The sequence below is a fragment of the Candidatus Methylomirabilota bacterium genome (assembly GCA_035260325.1).
Taxonomy (GTDB): domain Bacteria; phylum Methylomirabilota; class Methylomirabilia; order Rokubacteriales; family CSP1-6; genus AR19.
Window position 1 is genome coordinate 1 of the sequence record DATFVL010000233.1, and the last position, 13486, is coordinate 13486.

Sequence of the window (13486 nt, forward strand, 5' to 3'; positions counted from 1 at the left end):
AGGCGCCGGAGCGCCGCGCGCAGCTCGGGGAGCCCCGCGCCCGTCTTCGCCGACACGGGGACGATCGGCGCGCCCGCGAGGAAGGTCCCGCGCGCGAGGCCGGCGACGTCCTCGCGCACGAGCTCGAGCCAGTCGGGCTCGACGAGGTCGGTTTTCGTCAGCGCCACGAGGCCGCGGGGGATGCGCAGGAGGGAGCAGATCGCCAGGTGCTCGCGCGTCTGCGGCATCACGCCCTCGTCGGCCGCGATCACCAGCATGGCGAGGTCGATGCCGCCGACCCCGGCGAGCATGTTCTTCACGAAGCGCTCGTGGCCGGGGACGTCCACGATCTCGATCGTGAGCCCGCCCGGCTCCTCGAGGAACGCGAAGCCCAGGTCGATCGTGATGCCGCGCGCCTTCTCCTCGGGGAGGCGGTCGGTGTCGATCCCGGTCAGCGCCTTGACCAGCGAGGTCTTGCCGTGGTCGATGTGGCCGGCCGTGCCGACGACGACGTGCTTCACAGCGCCGCCGCGGCCCGGACCAGCGCCTGCGCGAGCGTCGGCACCTGTGACCGGAGCACCGTGCGGCAATCGAGGAACAGCCGGTCCTCGCTGAGGCGCCCGATCACCGGGGGCTCGCCCGTGCGGAGCGCCTCATCGAGGCGGCGCGCGTCGGCCCCGGTCCTGCCGGCGGCGAGGCCGGCCGAGGGCAGCTCGACCGTCGGCAGCGCCCCCCCGCCGACCTGCGCGTGGTCCTCGTCGACCCGCAGCCCGAGCCGCTCGCGCGGCTCGGGCGGCACGGCCCGCAGGACGCGCCGCGCCCGGCGCAGCACGTCCGCGAGCGGCTCGGTCAGCATCTGGAGCGTCGGGATCGTCTCGCGCGCCGCCCCGGCCTCGTAGGCGTAGAGCGTGGCCTCGAGCGCGGCGAGCGTGAGCTTGTCGATCCGGAGCGCGCGGTTCCACGGGTTCTTCTTGAGGCGCGCGACGATCGCCCGCGTGCCGACGATGATGCCGGCCTGGGGCCCGCCGAGGAGCTTGTCGCCGGAGAAGGTCACGACGTCGACGCCGGACGCCACCACCTCGGGGACGGCCGGCTCGTAGGGGAAGCCGTACGGGCGGAGGTCGAGCAGCGAGCCCGAGCCGAGGTCCTCCATGACGGGAATCGAGCGCTCGCGGCCGAGCGCGGCGAGCTCGCTCGAGCTCACCCCGGCCGTGAAGCCGACGACGCGGTAGTTCGAGGTGTGGACTTTCAGGAGGAGGCCCGTGCTCGGGCCGATCGCGTCGGTGTAGTCCCGGAGGTGCGTCCGGTTCGTCGTGCCGACCTCGCGGAGCACGGCGCCGCTCCGGAGCATGATATCGGGGATCCGGAACTCGCCGCCGATCTCGATCAGCTCGCCGCGGGAGACGACGACCTCGCGGCCGTGGGCGAGCGTCTCGAGGGCGAGCAGCACGGCGGCGGCATTGTTGTTGACGACGAGCGCGTCCTCGGCGCCCGTCAGCGCGCGGAGCAGCCGCTCGACGTGGCTGTAGCGCGAGCCCCGCTCCTTGGTCGCGAGGTCCAGCTCGAGGTTGGAGTAGGCGGAGGCCACGGCCGTCATCCGCTCGAGGGCGAGCGGGCTCAGGAGCGCCCGCCCGAGGTTCGTGTGGAGCACGACGCCCTGGGCGTTCACGACGGGCCGGAGCGAGAACCGTCCCGCCCGCCGCGCCGCCTCCACGACGCGCGCCGCCAGCGCCTCGGCGTCGCTCGGCGACGCCTGGCTCGCGAGCACGCGGCGGCGCTCGGCCTCGAGCGTCTCGCGCACGAGCGCGGTCAGCCGCGCGCGCGGGATCCCGCGGAGCTCGGGGGCGGCCGCGAGCCGGCGCAGCAGCTGGTCGACGGACGGCAGGCTGCGGAGCGCGGCGGCGCGGTCAGCGCTCATCGAGCGCGGCCTCGACCTTCTTCCGGACGCGGGCGATGACCTCCTGTGTCTCGTGACGCCACGCCTGGGCCGTCCACTTCCCCTCGCCACCCTGCCCGCCGCGGCGGACGGCCTCCTCGACGAGGCCGGCCCACAGCTCGTCCAGGTCGGCGGCGGAGAGGCCCTGGCCGCGGAGCGCGCGCGCCCATTCGGTGGCGAGGCCGTCGATGAGCTTGTCGCGCTCGGCGGCGAGGCGCCGCGCCTTGCGGATGAGGTCGGCGAGCCGTGACGCCATGGGCTACGGTCGGACGAGCTCGCGGACGGTGTCCAGGAGGTTCGCCTCGAACCGCCCCGTCGACGCGCACGCGTACACGGGCCCGGGCCGGAGCTGGCCGCTCGAGCCCCGGCGGTACATGTGCGTGCGCATCTTCGAATTGACCTGGATCTTCGTCCGCCCGCCGTCGGGCTCGGCGAAGACCGTGAACGCGACGACCGCGTCGCCCTCGAGCAGCTCGTCGCCGACGCGCCCGCAGTCGGCGTAGACACCGATCGGCGCGACGAAGTCGTCGGAGGCGATGACGCCCGAGTCGCGGGCGACGGCCCGCAGCGGCACGTTCTCCCGGGCGAGGGCGCGGACGATCGCCGCCCACGTCGCGTCGTAGCCCGCCTCGATCTCGGCCCGATGCGGCGGCGGCGCGAGCGGCGAGACGTACGGGCGGCCGCAGCCGGCGGCGACGAGGGGGAGCACGACGAGGGCCGCGAGCCTACTTGTGATGGTCGATGCCACGGTAGGCCTCGATGAAACGGACGATGCGTCCCCCGTCGTAGTCGTCGAGCGTCTCGAGGCGCGTCCAGGCGGTGAGCGCGATCCGGCTCTTCATCGTGGGATACGGCGCGAGGACGACGTGCCTGTCGTACTTCTGGACGATCGCACGGAGCTTCGCGACGAGCTCCGGGCACTCGCAGCTGTACTGGACGAGCACGCCGCCGTCCTCGAGGTTGTGGACCTGGAGCTCGGGGGGGATCGGCCGCGTGTGCACGCCCCAGGGCGCGATGTACGGCAGGTGCGGCCCCGAGGTGGGCGGGTCCGAGTTGTAGGGCGCGTGCGGCGTCTCCACCGTGGGGATGTGCTGGTTCCCGAGGTCGGCGAGTTGCTGACCCGGCAGGTTCGCCACGGCGCGGTAGGCGAACCAGGCCACGACGGCCGCGGCGACGACGACCGCCGCGCTCGTGAGGAACAGGCGCTGCCGTCGGGGCATCCGCCGTCTCGCCTTCGACCGCTGGTCGTGCTTGGCCACGCGTCTCCTGATGGCGGAAGCGTATGGGAGTCGAACCCATCGACCGTTTGTCTAGAACGGTCCACCGGATTTGAAGTCCGGGAGGCCCACCGGGTTCCTAGACGCTTCCGGCGCTCTTTCGATCCGGGCTCGAGCCTTAAGCTTTAAGAGTGTAACACCGAGCATTCGGTTGTCGTTCGGGTGACAAGCTTCTGCCCGGCGTGACGCCCGGGCCGCAGCGGCGGACAGCGAGTGGCCGGAAACCATCGCGTCATCCGTATCACTCATTGGTACGTCGCTTGCTCCCACACGGGATCAACCGTCACCCAAGGAGGCCCCATGAACACGTTCACGAAGGCCGTCGTCGCGGCCGCGGTGGGATTGGTCGTCGGCGCGCCCACCGCCTGGGCGCAGGCCCCGACACCCGCGCCGAGCCCGGACGTCCGCCAGGACCGGCGCGAGCTCCGTGGCGATCGCCGCGAGGTTCAGCAGGACCGCGAGAAGCTCCGCGCCGACCGCAAGGCCGGCGACGCCGAAGCCGTGAAGGCGGACCGAAAGGAGCTCGCGAAGGACAAGAAGGATCTCAGGGAGGACGAGCGCGACCTCCATCGCGATCGGCCCGCGACCCGATAGCCCGGTTCGCCGCTCGGCCTGATTTCCGGTCGAGGGCCGCCTGCGCCCTGCTACGATGGCCGCGAACGTGGCAGAGCTCGAGCGCAGGAGCCCTCCACCGAGCCGCGCGGCCTCTCCCTGGGGGCTCGGGGGACTCTCCCTGCGGCAGCTCGCTCGGCGCGTCTACGCGCGGGTCTGGGAGGACGAGATCCTCAACCGGGCCGCGGGTCTCTCGTATTACTTCCTCTTCGCGCTCTTCCCCACCCTGCTGTTCCTGACCGCGCTCTTCGGCATGCTGCCGTTCCCCGACACGATGGGCCGTCTGCTCGGCTACGCCGACCGCGTGCTCCCGGCGGACGCCGCCTCGCTCCTCCGCAAGACGCTCGCCGAGGTCGTCGCGGGGGCGAGCGGAAGCATCCTCTCCGTCGGCGTGCTCGCCGCGCTCTGGGCCGCGTCGAGCGGGATGCTCTCGATCATGACGGCGCTGAACGTCGCCTACCGCGTCGCCGGGCAGCGCCGCTGGTGGAGCGCGCGCCTGGTCGCGATCGGGCTCACGTTCGGCTCCTCGCTCTTCGCGCTGACCGGGCTCGGGCTCCTCGCGTTCGGCGGCGGCATCGGCCGGGTCGTCGCGGGCTGGGTCGGCCTCGGCGCCGCGTTCACGCTGACCTGGAACGTGATCCAGTGGCCGGCGGCGATCCTCCTCGTCCTGACGGCGCTGTCGCTCGTCTACTGGCTGGCGCCCGCCGCCGGCCGGCGCTGGCACTGGATCACCCCGGGCGCGATCTTCGCGGTGCTGGCGTGGCTCCTGATGTCCCTGGGGCTCCGCCTCTACGTCGCGAGGGTCGACGACTATAACGCGACGTACGGGTCGATCGGCGGCGTCATCATCTTGATGCTCTGGCTCTACCTGAGCGGCGTCGCGCTCCTGATCGGCGCCGAGATCAACTCGGCGGTCGAGCAGGCGACGGCCGAGCCGACCTCGCTCTAGGGCTCACGATTTTTCGAGCCATTGAAGGGCTCGATATTTTTGAAGAGCTCGGCTCGCGCCGCGACCATGCTCACCTCGCACCGCCACCCATCAGCGGCGGGAAGATCGCGACGGTGTCGCCCGCCGCGAGCCGCTGCTCCGGGTCCGCGTCCCTTCCGTTCACCAGCACGACGCGCGTCGCGTCGCCCGGGATGCCGAGGCGCTGGACGACACTGTCCACGGTCGCGTCCTCCGGCACGTCGAGCTCGGCGGCGCCGGCGCGGTTCGGAGCGGGCAGGTAGGCGAGGAACGACGCGAAGAGCCTGACTTCGACCTTCAGCGCAGGTCGGCGACGCGCAGGCGATCGCCCGGACGGATCCGATCCTGGTTCTCGAGCCGGTTCCAGCGGAGGAGGTCGACGACGGAGATCCCGTACTGCTTGGCGATCGACGCCACCGTCTCGCGCGCGCGGACGACGTGCATCCCGCTGCTCGCGTCGGGTCGGGCGGTGCCGCCCTTGGCGACGGCGCCCGCGCGGCGCCGGGCCAGCGCGGCAACGACGCCGTCGCGCGTCCCGGCCGGCACCCGGAGCTCCCACGTCGTGCCGGGCGGGGTCACGCCGCGCACGAGGACGGGATTCAGGGAGCGCAGCGCCGTGTACGAGACTCCCGCGGTCGTCGCGAGGCGGCGGAGGTCGGTCGAGGGTGAGACGGTGACGCTCTCGTGCTCGAGCGCGTCTGGCTCACGCGGCTCGAAGCCGTACTGGTCGGGGTTGCGACCGATGAGCGTCGCAGCCTGGATGGCCGGGACGAAGTCCTTCGTCTCACGCCGGAGGAACTTGGTGCCGCGGAGCACCCAGAAATCCGACGACCCGGTCACGCGGATCGCGCGCATCACGGCCACGTGACCGGCGTTGTAGGCCGCCTGGGCGAGAGGCCACGAGCCGAACTGGGCGTGGAGATCACGCAGGTACGCGGCCGCCGCGACGGTCGATTTCTCGGGATCGAGGCGCTCGTCCACCCAGCGGTCCACGCGCAGCCCGTACAGGCGCCCGGTCTTCGCCATGAACTGCCACATCCCCTTCGCCCCGACGCGAGAGACCGCAAGCGGGTCGAAGCCGCTCTCGATCATCGCCGTGAAGGCGAGGTCGGTCGGGAGCCCCTGGCCTCGGAGAGTCTGGCGGATCATCTCGAGATACCTGCCGGACCGGTTCATCCAGGTCTCGACCACGGAGCGATGAGTGCCGGTGTAGCGGTCGAGGAAGTACTGAACCTGGGAGTTCACGACGATGGGGTACTCGGGAAGCTCGGGGAGGCTGATCGCCTGGAGCCGTGCCGCCTCGGCAAAGGCCTCCGCCCAGGCGTCCACTTCCGGAATCTCGCCGGACACCGTTTCGGTTTCGGAACCGGATGGCGCGACCTTCGGTTCCACCTTCGGACCCAGCCGGTCGGCATCCTCGAGGGCGGGGGGCACGGCGGCAAAGTCGATGAAGGTCGGCTCGGCGAAGCTCGGTTCGGCGGCGGTCGACGCGCAGCCGCCCGAAGCCAAGAGGCCCAGGCAGCTCAAAACCACGAGGAGGAATCGGGCTCGACTCGACATATAAGCGAGGAGACTGGAATGATTTTCACATGCGGGTCGTCCTCGGGTCAACTCACGTGAACCCCGAGGGGCCGACGCGAGCCGGAGCTGCCTTTCTCCCTGCCTTCGCGGCTAGTTAGGCCCCCGAATAAACGGCCCGCGGCCAGCGTCGGACGGGCATGCAGCGGTCATCGACCCGACCCTCAACCCCAGCCAGAGGAGTGATCCACGTGAAGAAGCTTCTAGCGCTCGTGGTAGCAGTCGTGTTCGTGGCCGGCTCGGCCGGCCTCGTCCTGGCGCAGACGCAGACGTCGCCACCCGCCGCGGAGAAGAAGGCGGAGAAGAAGATGCCGGTGAAGAGCGCCAACGGCACGGTGAAGTCGGCCACGGCCGACAGCATCGTGGTGGCCGGCAAGGACAAGCAGAAGAACGTCGAGTGGACCTTCGCCGTGGACGCCAAGACGGCCATCAGAAAGGCCGGCAAGTCCATCACTGTGGCCGACCTCAAGGCCGGCGACGCGGTCCACGTCCGGTACATGAACGTGGACGGCAAGGCCGTGGCCCAGGACATCTCCGTCCGGGGCGGCGGTATGGCGAAAAAGGAAGAGGCCAAGCCGGCCGAGAAGAAGTAGCCGGGGGCTCTGCTGGACGCCGGCTCAGGGGCCGGCGTCCAGCATCCGATCCTCCACGACCCCCGTGAACCAGACGTTCCGATCCGCCAGTTCCACCGTTTCGGACCCGCCTCCGGTGACCGTCAGCTCGCGCAACCAGACCGACACGGCGTAGTAACCCACGAGCCGGGGGCTCGGGGGAAATGCCTGTCGCTCGCGCGATGTCGCCTTGGGCGAGGGCCTGCTGACGAAGACCGAGCGCGTGGCGATCAGCAGCCAGTCGCCGGCCGGCAGGTCGGCCGTCGAGAAGGCGCCGCTCGGGTCCACGGTGGTGGCCCGCACGAGGTCGGGGTAGCTCGCCTCCCAGAGCCGCTTCTCGTACGACTCGCGCGCCAGGCGGATCTCCGTCGCGGCCGCCAGGAACGCCTTCTGCGAGTCCCGGGCGTGCGCCTTGATCCGCTCGAGGCGACCGACGAGCTCGGCCGAGCGGGGCACGAGCACGATGACGGTTCCCGTCAGCGGCTGATCGGCGGCGGCCGGCGTCGGCCGCTCGGCGTAGGCCCGGCCGCTTACCACCCCCACCACGTGCGCGCCCGAGGCCTTCCGGTACGCTCCGAGGTCCACGTCGAGGCCCTGGGCCATCGCCGTACCGGCGAGCAGGGCGACCACGGCGAGAGCGCGCGCGCTCATCGTGACGCGCCCTCCGCCGGCCGCGTCCGCCAGCGGCCGTGGATCCAGAGCCACTGCTCGGGGGTCTCGCGGATCGCCGTCTCGATCGTCTCCGTGCAGCGTCGCGTCAGCTCGACGAGCGCGTCCGCGCTCGCGTGGGCGGGGGCGGGCAGCGCCGGGAGGATCGTCACGCGGTGGCCGCCCCCCGCCTCGCGACGGACGAAGATCGGGACGACCGGGGCGCCCGTGCGCAGGGCCAGGAGCGCGAGGCTCTTCGAGGTGGCGGCGGGGCGTCCGAAGAAGGGCACGAACACCGCCTCGCGCCGGGTCGCGTTCTGGTCGAGCAGGATCCCGACGAGGCGTCCGCCGGCGAGGGCCCGCAGCACCGGACGGAGCGCGCCGCGCTTGTCGATCAGCTCCACGCCCGACTTGCGCCGCAGCCGGTCCGCCAGCGCGTCGAGCCCCGGCGAGTCGAGCGGACGCACGACGATCGCGAGCGGGTAGCCGGTGAGCCGGTGGGCGACCGTCAGGAGCTCCCAGTTGCCGAGATGCGCCGTGAGCACGAGCGCGCGCCCGCGCGAGGCGACCGCGTCCCGCAGGTGCTCGATCCCGTGCAGGCGGATTCCCGCCAGCGCGTGCTCGAGAGGGTGGACGAGGGTCGCGCAGAGCTCGAAGCCCATCACGCCGAGGTGCTGGAACGAGCGTCGGCAGATCCGCCGCCGCTCCGATTCGGGGAGGCCGGGAAACGCGAGCGCCAGGTTCGCGAGCGCGGTGCGCCGGCGCCCGGCCAGCAGGAGCGACGCGACGTCGCCCAGGCGGCGGCCGAGCCACGTCCCGACGCGCGACGGCAACCGCCCGACGAGGGCGACGACGACGGTCGCGATCAGGCCACCCGCCGCCGTCGCTCCTTCAGGATCTCGACGCCGATCGGGATCACGGAGAGGACGATCACGACGAGGACGACCCAGAACATGTACTCGCGGATGTTTGGGATCGCCCGGCCGAGCAGGTAGCCCGCCCACGTCATGCTGAGCACCCAGCCGACGCCACCCGCCACGTTGTAGACGAGGAACCGGCGGTACCGCATCTGGCCGACGCCCGCGACCACGGGCGCGAACGTCCGGACGATGGGGACGAAGCGCGCGATCACGATCGTCTTGGCGCCGTGGCGCGCGTAGAACCGGCGTGTGCGCTCGACGTGCCGCGGGTTGAACAGCAGCGACTTCTCCCGCGTGAAGAGGCGCGGGCCGAGCCGCGCGCCGATCGCGTAGCCCGTGCTGTCGCCGGCGATGGCGGCGACCATCAGGAGGCCGTTGAGCCACCAGATGTTGAGCCCGCCCGCCGCCGCGACCAGGCCCGCGGTGATCAGGAGCGAGTCGCCGGGAAGGAAAAAGCCGACGAGGAGCCCTGTCTCGGTGTAGACGATCGCGACGAGGACGACGAGACCGCCCGAGCGGACGAGGTCGTCGAAACGGCCCGACAGCAGGCCGGCGACGAGGTCGCCGAGAACATCCACTCGCCTACTTGCCCCGCGCGACCGCACCCACCTGTTTGCCCGCCCCGGCCGCGGCGGGCGCGCCCCCCCGGATGCGCATCGCGTAGAACGAGCGCCAGACGAAAACGACGGAGACGGCGAAGAAGGCGGCGGCGAGGAGCCGGGTGAGGCCGGAGCCCTGCTCGGCCGTGAGCCTGACGGCCAGCTCCACCGCGAGGAGCCCGAAGAGCGTCGTGAACTTGATGATCGGGTTCATCGCCACGGAGGACGTGTCCTTGAAGGGATCGCCGACCGTGTCGCCGACGACGGTCGCCGCGTGGAGCGGCGTCCCCTTCTCCTTCAGGTCCACCTCGACGATCTTCTTGGCGTTGTCCCAGGCGCCGCCGGCGTTGGCCATGAACACCGCCTGGTACAGGCCGAAGAGGGCGATGGAGATCAGATAGCCGATGAAGAAGTACGGTTCGAGGAACGCGAACGCGAGCGTCGCGAAGAAGACCGTGAGGAAGATATTGAACATCCCCTTTTGGGCGTATTGCGTGCAGATCTCGACGACCTTCTTGCTGTCGGCGACGGACGCCTTCGTCACGCCCTCGAGCCGGATGTTCGCCTTGATGAACTCGACCGCGCGGTAGGCGCCGGTCGTCACCGCCTGGGTGGCGGCGCCCGTGAACCAGTAGATGATCGCGCCGCCGGTGATGAGCCCCAGGAGGAACGGCGGGTGCAGGAGCGAGAGCTTGTCGAGGTTCTGCGTGAGCCCGTGGGTGAGGAGCACGATGATCGAGAAGATCATCGTGGTGGCGCCGACCACCGCGGTGCCGATCAGCACGGGCTTCGCGGTCGCCTTGAACGTGTTCCCGGCGCCGTCGTTCTCCTCGAGCATATGCTTGGCCGACTCGAAGTCCACGTCGAAGCCGTACGCCTTCCGGATCTCCTGCTTGATCCCGGGGAGCGTCTCGATGACGGAGAGCTCGAAGACCGACTGGGCGTTGTCGGTCACCGGGCCGTACGAGTCCACCGCGATCGTCACCGGTCCCATCCCGAGGAAGCCGAAGGCCACGAGGCCGAAGGCGAAGACCGCCGGCGCCACCATGAGGTCCGCGAGCCCGCGCGTGCTGACCGCGTAGGCGATGCCCATCAGGAGAACCACGGTCATGCCGAGCCAGTAGGCGCTGTAGTTGCCCGCCACGAGCCCGGACAGGATGTCGAGGGACGCCCCGCCCTCCCGCGCCGAGGTCACGACCTCGCGCACGTGGGCCGACTCGGTCGAGGTGAAGACCTTGACCAGCTCGGGGATGATCGCGCCCGCGAGGGTGCCGCACGTGATCACGGTCGAGAGCTTCCACCAGAGGCTGCCGTCGCCGAGGCCGCTGACCAGCATCCAGGAGGCCGCGTACGTCATGACGACGGAGACGATCGAGGTGATCCACACGAGCGAGGTCAGTGGCGCCTCGAAGTTCATCTTCGTGGCGGCGCCGTAGCGCGCGCGCGCGAGCACGTCGTTGAGCAGGTAGGAGACGCCGCTGGCGATGATCATGAGCACGCGCATCACGAAGATCCAGACGAGCAGCTGCACCTGCACCCCCGGCGTCTTCACCGCGAGCAGGATGAACGAGATCAGCGCGACGCCGGTGACGCCGTAGGTCTCGAAGCCGTCGGCGCTCGGGCCGACCGAGTCGCCTGCGTTGTCGCCCGTGCAGTCGGCGATGACGCCCGGGTTGCGCGCGTCGTCCTCCTTGATGTTGAAGACGATCTTCATGAGGTCGGAGCCGATGTCGGCGATCTTCGTGAAGATGCCGCCCGCGATCCGGAGCGCCGCGGCGCCGAGCGACTCGCCGATGGCAAAGCCGATGAAGCAGGGACCCGCGTAGTCGCCAGGGATGAACAGCAAGATGCAGAGCATCAGGAAGAGCTCGACGCTGATCAGCAGCATGCCGACGCTCATCCCGGCCTTGAGCGGGATCGCGTAGACGGGGAACGCCTTGCCCTCGAGGCTCGCGAACGCGGTGCGCGAGTTCGCGAACGTGTTGATCCGCATCCCGAACCAGGCGACGCCGTAGCTGCCGCCGATCCCGATCAGGCTGAACAGGAGGATGATCAGGACTTTGACGGCGTCGAGCTTCAGCAGCACGCCGAAGTAGAGGACCATGATGACGCCGATGAACACCTCGAGGATCAGCAGGAACTTGCCCTGCGCGATCAGGTACGTCTTGCACGTCTCGTAGATCAGCTCGGAGATCTCGCGCATCGAGGCGTGGACGGGCAGGTTCTTGAGCTGGCGGTAGATGACCGTCCCGAACACGAGGCCGAGCGCGCAGACGACGAGCCCCCACATGAGGAGGGCGCGGCCGCTCACGGCGCCGAACGTCACCGTGCCGAGGTCGGGGACGACGAGGCTGGCTTCGCCGCCGCCCGCGGCGAGCGCGGGCGCGGCCGCCAGGGCCAGGGTCACCGTCGCGACGAGGGCCGTCAGGGCCGCGAGCGCGGTGCGACGACTCCGGGGGTCGAATCGAGTCATACGCTGGCTCCTTCGAGGATGGGGCGTGAAACCGACGAAAACTCTACGTGACGCGTGATGGCCTGTCAATGCGAAACGCGCCCGAGCGCGCTCGAAGTGCGCGTGTTGACACGCTTTGCGCGCCCCCGGTACGATGCGGAGCGACGATGAACGACGATGTCGTCGCGCCCGAAGCAACCGGCGCCGATCACGCCGACACGCCGCGCCGCGCGCGCCGGGTGAGGTGCGCCGCCTGCGGCGCGCCGGCGGCATGGGAGGGTGACCCGAACCGGCCGTTCTGCTCGTTCACCTGCCGGCTCGTGGACCTGGGCGTATGGCTCGACGAGCGCTACCGCATCCCCGCCGAGCGGCGCGACGATGTTTCGTAAGACCTCCGGCGCGATCCTCTGCCCCTCGTGCGGCCGGCTCACCAACGCCGACGCGCCGGTGTGTCTCGTCTGCGGGCGGCGCAACCCGGGCATGTGGGGCTTCGGCGGCCCGCTCGCGCGTCTCTTCCGCGCCTGGAACTTCACGAACGCGGTCACGGCCGCCTGCGTCGGGCTCTACGTGGTGAGCCTCGTGTTCGATCCCGCCTCCGCGCTCCGCCCCCAGGGCCTGTTCGACATCTTCTCGCCGTCGCGCCGCGCGCTCGACGCGCTGGGGATGACGGGCCGCGTCCCGTGGGCGGAGGGACGCTGGTGGACGCTGCTCACGGCGATCTACCTCCACGGCGGCGTCCTGCACATCCTGTTCAACGTGCTCTGGATCCGCCAGCTCGGCCCCGCCGTCGAGGAGCTCTACGGCCCGGCGCGGCTCGTCGTCATCTTCACGGTCTCGGGCGTCGCCGGCTTCGTCGTCTCCAACTCGCTCGGCGTTCCGTTCACGATCGGCGCCTCGGGCTCGATCTTCGGCCTCCTCGGCGCGATCGTCGCCTTCGGTCGGAAGCGCGGCGGCGTCTTCGGCCGGATGGTGCTGCGCCAGTACGGCCAGTGGGCGCTCGTGCTGTTCGTGTTCGGCTTCTTGATGCCCGGAGTGAACAACTGGGCCCACGCGGGAGGATTCGCGGGCGGATTCCTGTCGGGGCTCGCCCTCTCGATCGCCGAGCACCGCGCCGAGACGGCGCTCGACAAGCTGCTCGCGCTCGCCGCCATCGCGCTGACCGTCGTCGCCTTCGCGCTGGCGCTCTGGACCGCATTCGCCGGCTGAAGACACGAACGCCCGGGCCGATCGGCCCGGGCGTCGTCCGAGCGCGGGCTTCGCCCGCGCAATCTGCTCTGGGGGAGGTCTCGGAGGGGGTCGTCGAGACCCCCTCCGATCTAAATTACCCCGGCAGCGACCTACTCTCCCACGCCGTTACCAGCGCAGTACCATCGGCCCTGGAGGGCTTAACTTCCGTGTTCGGGATGGGAACGGGTGTGGCCCCTCCGGCAACGCCACCGGGAATCGCGATCGAAGCCGGCGCACATCGCGCGCCGGCCACCGAACACGGAGACTCTCGAGTGCAGCCAGACGCTGCGTCTCTTCGATCGAGGAATGGATGAGAACAACGTGGTCAAGCCGCACGGGCGATTAGTACCGGTAAGCTGAACGCCTCACGGCGCTTACACCTCCGGCCTATCAACCTCGTAATCTACGAGGGCCCTTCAGGGGGCTTACGCCCCGGGAGGTCTCATCTTCAGGCGGGTTTCGCGCTTAGATGCCTTCAGCGCTTATCCCTGCCGGACATAGCTACCGAGCAATGCTCCTGGCGGAACAGCTCGCACACTAGAGGTCCGTCCACCCCGGTCCTCTCGTACTAGGGGCAGCTCCCGTCAAACCTCCTCCGCCCGCGACAGATAGGGACCGAACTGTCTCACGACGTTCTAAACCCAGCTCACGTACCGCTTTAATGGGCGAACAGCCCAACC

General features: G+C 70.4%; 16 protein-coding genes, 1 tRNA gene and 2 rRNA genes. 5 read left to right on the forward strand and 14 right to left on the reverse strand.

Translation table 11 applies throughout. The features are described 5' to 3' along the window. The 6 genes from VKG64_14615 to VKG64_14640 all read right to left on the reverse strand — a co-directional run. A partial coding sequence (locus tag VKG64_14615) for a GTP-binding protein (protein ID HKB26275.1) occupies positions 1-500 on the reverse strand: 500 nt, incomplete at its 3' end. Continuing rightward, complete coding sequence (selA, locus tag VKG64_14620; GenBank protein HKB26276.1) at positions 497-1897, reverse strand: L-seryl-tRNA(Sec) selenium transferase; 1401 nt, start codon at positions 1895-1897, stop codon at positions 497-499. The genes VKG64_14615 and selA, both read right to left, overlap by 4 nt. Continuing rightward, positions 1887-2171 (reverse strand): hypothetical protein, encoded by a 285-nt coding sequence (locus tag VKG64_14625; GenBank protein ID HKB26277.1) that lies wholly within the window; start codon positions 2169-2171, stop codon positions 1887-1889. Before VKG64_14625 ends, selA begins: the two co-directional genes overlap by 11 nt. Positions 2172-2174: 3 nt before the next feature. Then, positions 2175-2663, reverse strand: coding sequence for a hypothetical protein (locus tag VKG64_14630; GenBank protein ID HKB26278.1), 489 nt, complete (start codon positions 2661-2663; stop codon positions 2175-2177). Further along, complete coding sequence (locus VKG64_14635; GenBank protein ID HKB26279.1) at positions 2641-3174, reverse strand: DUF3105 domain-containing protein; 534 nt, start codon at positions 3172-3174, stop codon at positions 2641-2643. Before VKG64_14635 ends, VKG64_14630 begins: the two co-directional genes overlap by 23 nt. 11 nt (positions 3175-3185) lie before the next feature. Beyond that, positions 3186-3283 (reverse strand) — tRNA-Sec (locus VKG64_14640). Between the two features lie 209 nt (positions 3284-3492). On the opposite strand from VKG64_14640, the gene VKG64_14645 reads away from it, so the two are divergent. After that, positions 3493-3786, forward strand: a complete 294-nt coding sequence (locus tag VKG64_14645; protein ID HKB26280.1) for a hypothetical protein — start codon at positions 3493-3495, stop codon at positions 3784-3786. Positions 3787-3841: 55 nt separating this feature from the next. Further along, positions 3842-4753 carry a YihY/virulence factor BrkB family protein gene (locus tag VKG64_14650; protein ID HKB26281.1) on the forward strand — a complete coding sequence of 304 codons (912 nt, stop codon included), beginning with the start codon at positions 3842-3844 and terminating at the stop codon, positions 4751-4753. A gap of 70 nt (positions 4754-4823) precedes the next feature. On the opposite strand, the gene VKG64_14655 is transcribed toward VKG64_14650, so the two are convergent. Both VKG64_14655 and VKG64_14660 read right to left on the reverse strand, forming a co-directional pair. Then, the gene (locus VKG64_14655) at positions 4824-5138 is read right to left on the reverse strand and encodes a MoaD/ThiS family protein (GenBank protein ID HKB26282.1); all 315 of its coding nucleotides are present in this window, start codon (positions 5136-5138) and stop codon (positions 4824-4826) included. After that, positions 5069-6100: a transglycosylase SLT domain-containing protein gene (locus tag VKG64_14660; GenBank protein HKB26283.1), complete on the reverse strand. Its 1032-nt coding sequence runs from the start codon at positions 6098-6100 to the stop codon at positions 5069-5071. Before VKG64_14660 ends, VKG64_14655 begins: the two co-directional genes overlap by 70 nt. Positions 6101-6540: 440 nt before the next feature. On the opposite strand from VKG64_14660, the gene VKG64_14665 reads away from it, so the two are divergent. Next, positions 6541-6942, forward strand: coding sequence for a DUF5666 domain-containing protein (locus VKG64_14665; GenBank protein HKB26284.1), 402 nt, complete (start codon positions 6541-6543; stop codon positions 6940-6942). Between the two features lie 24 nt (positions 6943-6966). Here VKG64_14665 and VKG64_14670 read toward each other — a convergent pair whose 3' ends face one another. Genes VKG64_14670 through VKG64_14685 form a run of 4 tightly spaced genes read right to left on the reverse strand, consistent with a single transcriptional unit; the run spans position 6967 to position 11600 of the window. Next, positions 6967-7611 (reverse strand): hypothetical protein, encoded by a 645-nt coding sequence (locus tag VKG64_14670; GenBank protein ID HKB26285.1) that lies wholly within the window; start codon positions 7609-7611, stop codon positions 6967-6969. Continuing rightward, complete coding sequence (locus VKG64_14675; GenBank protein HKB26286.1) at positions 7608-8558, reverse strand: lysophospholipid acyltransferase family protein; 951 nt, start codon at positions 8556-8558, stop codon at positions 7608-7610. Before VKG64_14675 ends, VKG64_14670 begins: the two co-directional genes overlap by 4 nt. After that, on the reverse strand, positions 8474-9106 hold the full coding sequence (locus tag VKG64_14680; protein ID HKB26287.1) for a VTT domain-containing protein: 633 nt from the start codon (positions 9104-9106) through the stop codon (positions 8474-8476). The genes VKG64_14675 and VKG64_14680 overlap by 85 nt, the downstream gene beginning before the upstream one ends. A 4-nt stretch (positions 9107-9110) precedes the next feature. Beyond that, positions 9111-11600 carry a sodium-translocating pyrophosphatase gene (locus VKG64_14685; protein ID HKB26288.1) on the reverse strand — a complete coding sequence of 830 codons (2490 nt, stop codon included), beginning with the start codon at positions 11598-11600 and terminating at the stop codon, positions 9111-9113. 218 nt (positions 11601-11818) lie between these two features. Here VKG64_14685 and yacG point away from each other — a divergent pair, with 218 nt between their 5' ends. Both yacG and VKG64_14695 read left to right on the forward strand, forming a co-directional pair. Further along, the gene (yacG, locus tag VKG64_14690) at positions 11819-11968 is read left to right on the forward strand and encodes a DNA gyrase inhibitor YacG (protein HKB26289.1); all 150 of its coding nucleotides are present in this window, start codon (positions 11819-11821) and stop codon (positions 11966-11968) included. Further along, a complete protein-coding gene (locus VKG64_14695) occupies positions 11958-12785 on the forward strand; it encodes a rhomboid family intramembrane serine protease (protein ID HKB26290.1) in 828 nt (275 codons plus the stop codon). The genes yacG and VKG64_14695 overlap by 11 nt, the downstream gene beginning before the upstream one ends. Before the next feature lie 118 nt (positions 12786-12903). Here VKG64_14695 and rrf read toward each other — a convergent pair. Continuing rightward, a 5S ribosomal RNA gene (gene rrf / locus VKG64_14700) occupies positions 12904-13020 on the reverse strand. Positions 13021-13127: 107 nt separating this feature from the next. Next, positions 13128-13486, reverse strand: a 23S ribosomal RNA gene (locus VKG64_14705); the annotation flags it as partial.

What these genes read in the sequence shown, in the direction of transcription:
- selA (HKB26276.1), bottom strand. Translation starts at nt 1,897, where the DNA reads ATGAGCGCTGACCGCGCCGCCGCGCTCCGCAGCCTGCCGTCCGTCGAC.
- VKG64_14625 (HKB26277.1), bottom strand. Translation starts at nt 2,171, where the DNA reads ATGGCGTCACGGCTCGCCGACCTCATCCGCAAGGCGCGGCGCCTCGCC.
- VKG64_14645 (HKB26280.1), top strand. Translation starts at nt 3,493, where the DNA reads ATGAACACGTTCACGAAGGCCGTCGTCGCGGCCGCGGTGGGATTGGTC.
- VKG64_14650 (HKB26281.1), top strand. Translation starts at nt 3,842, where the DNA reads ATGGCCGCGAACGTGGCAGAGCTCGAGCGCAGGAGCCCTCCACCGAGC.
- VKG64_14670 (HKB26285.1), bottom strand. Translation starts at nt 7,611, where the DNA reads ATGAGCGCGCGCGCTCTCGCCGTGGTCGCCCTGCTCGCCGGTACGGCG.
- VKG64_14685 (HKB26288.1), bottom strand. Translation starts at nt 11,600, where the DNA reads ATGACTCGATTCGACCCCCGGAGTCGTCGCACCGCGCTCGCGGCCCTG.
- VKG64_14695 (HKB26290.1), top strand. Translation starts at nt 11,958, where the DNA reads ATGTTTCGTAAGACCTCCGGCGCGATCCTCTGCCCCTCGTGCGGCCGG.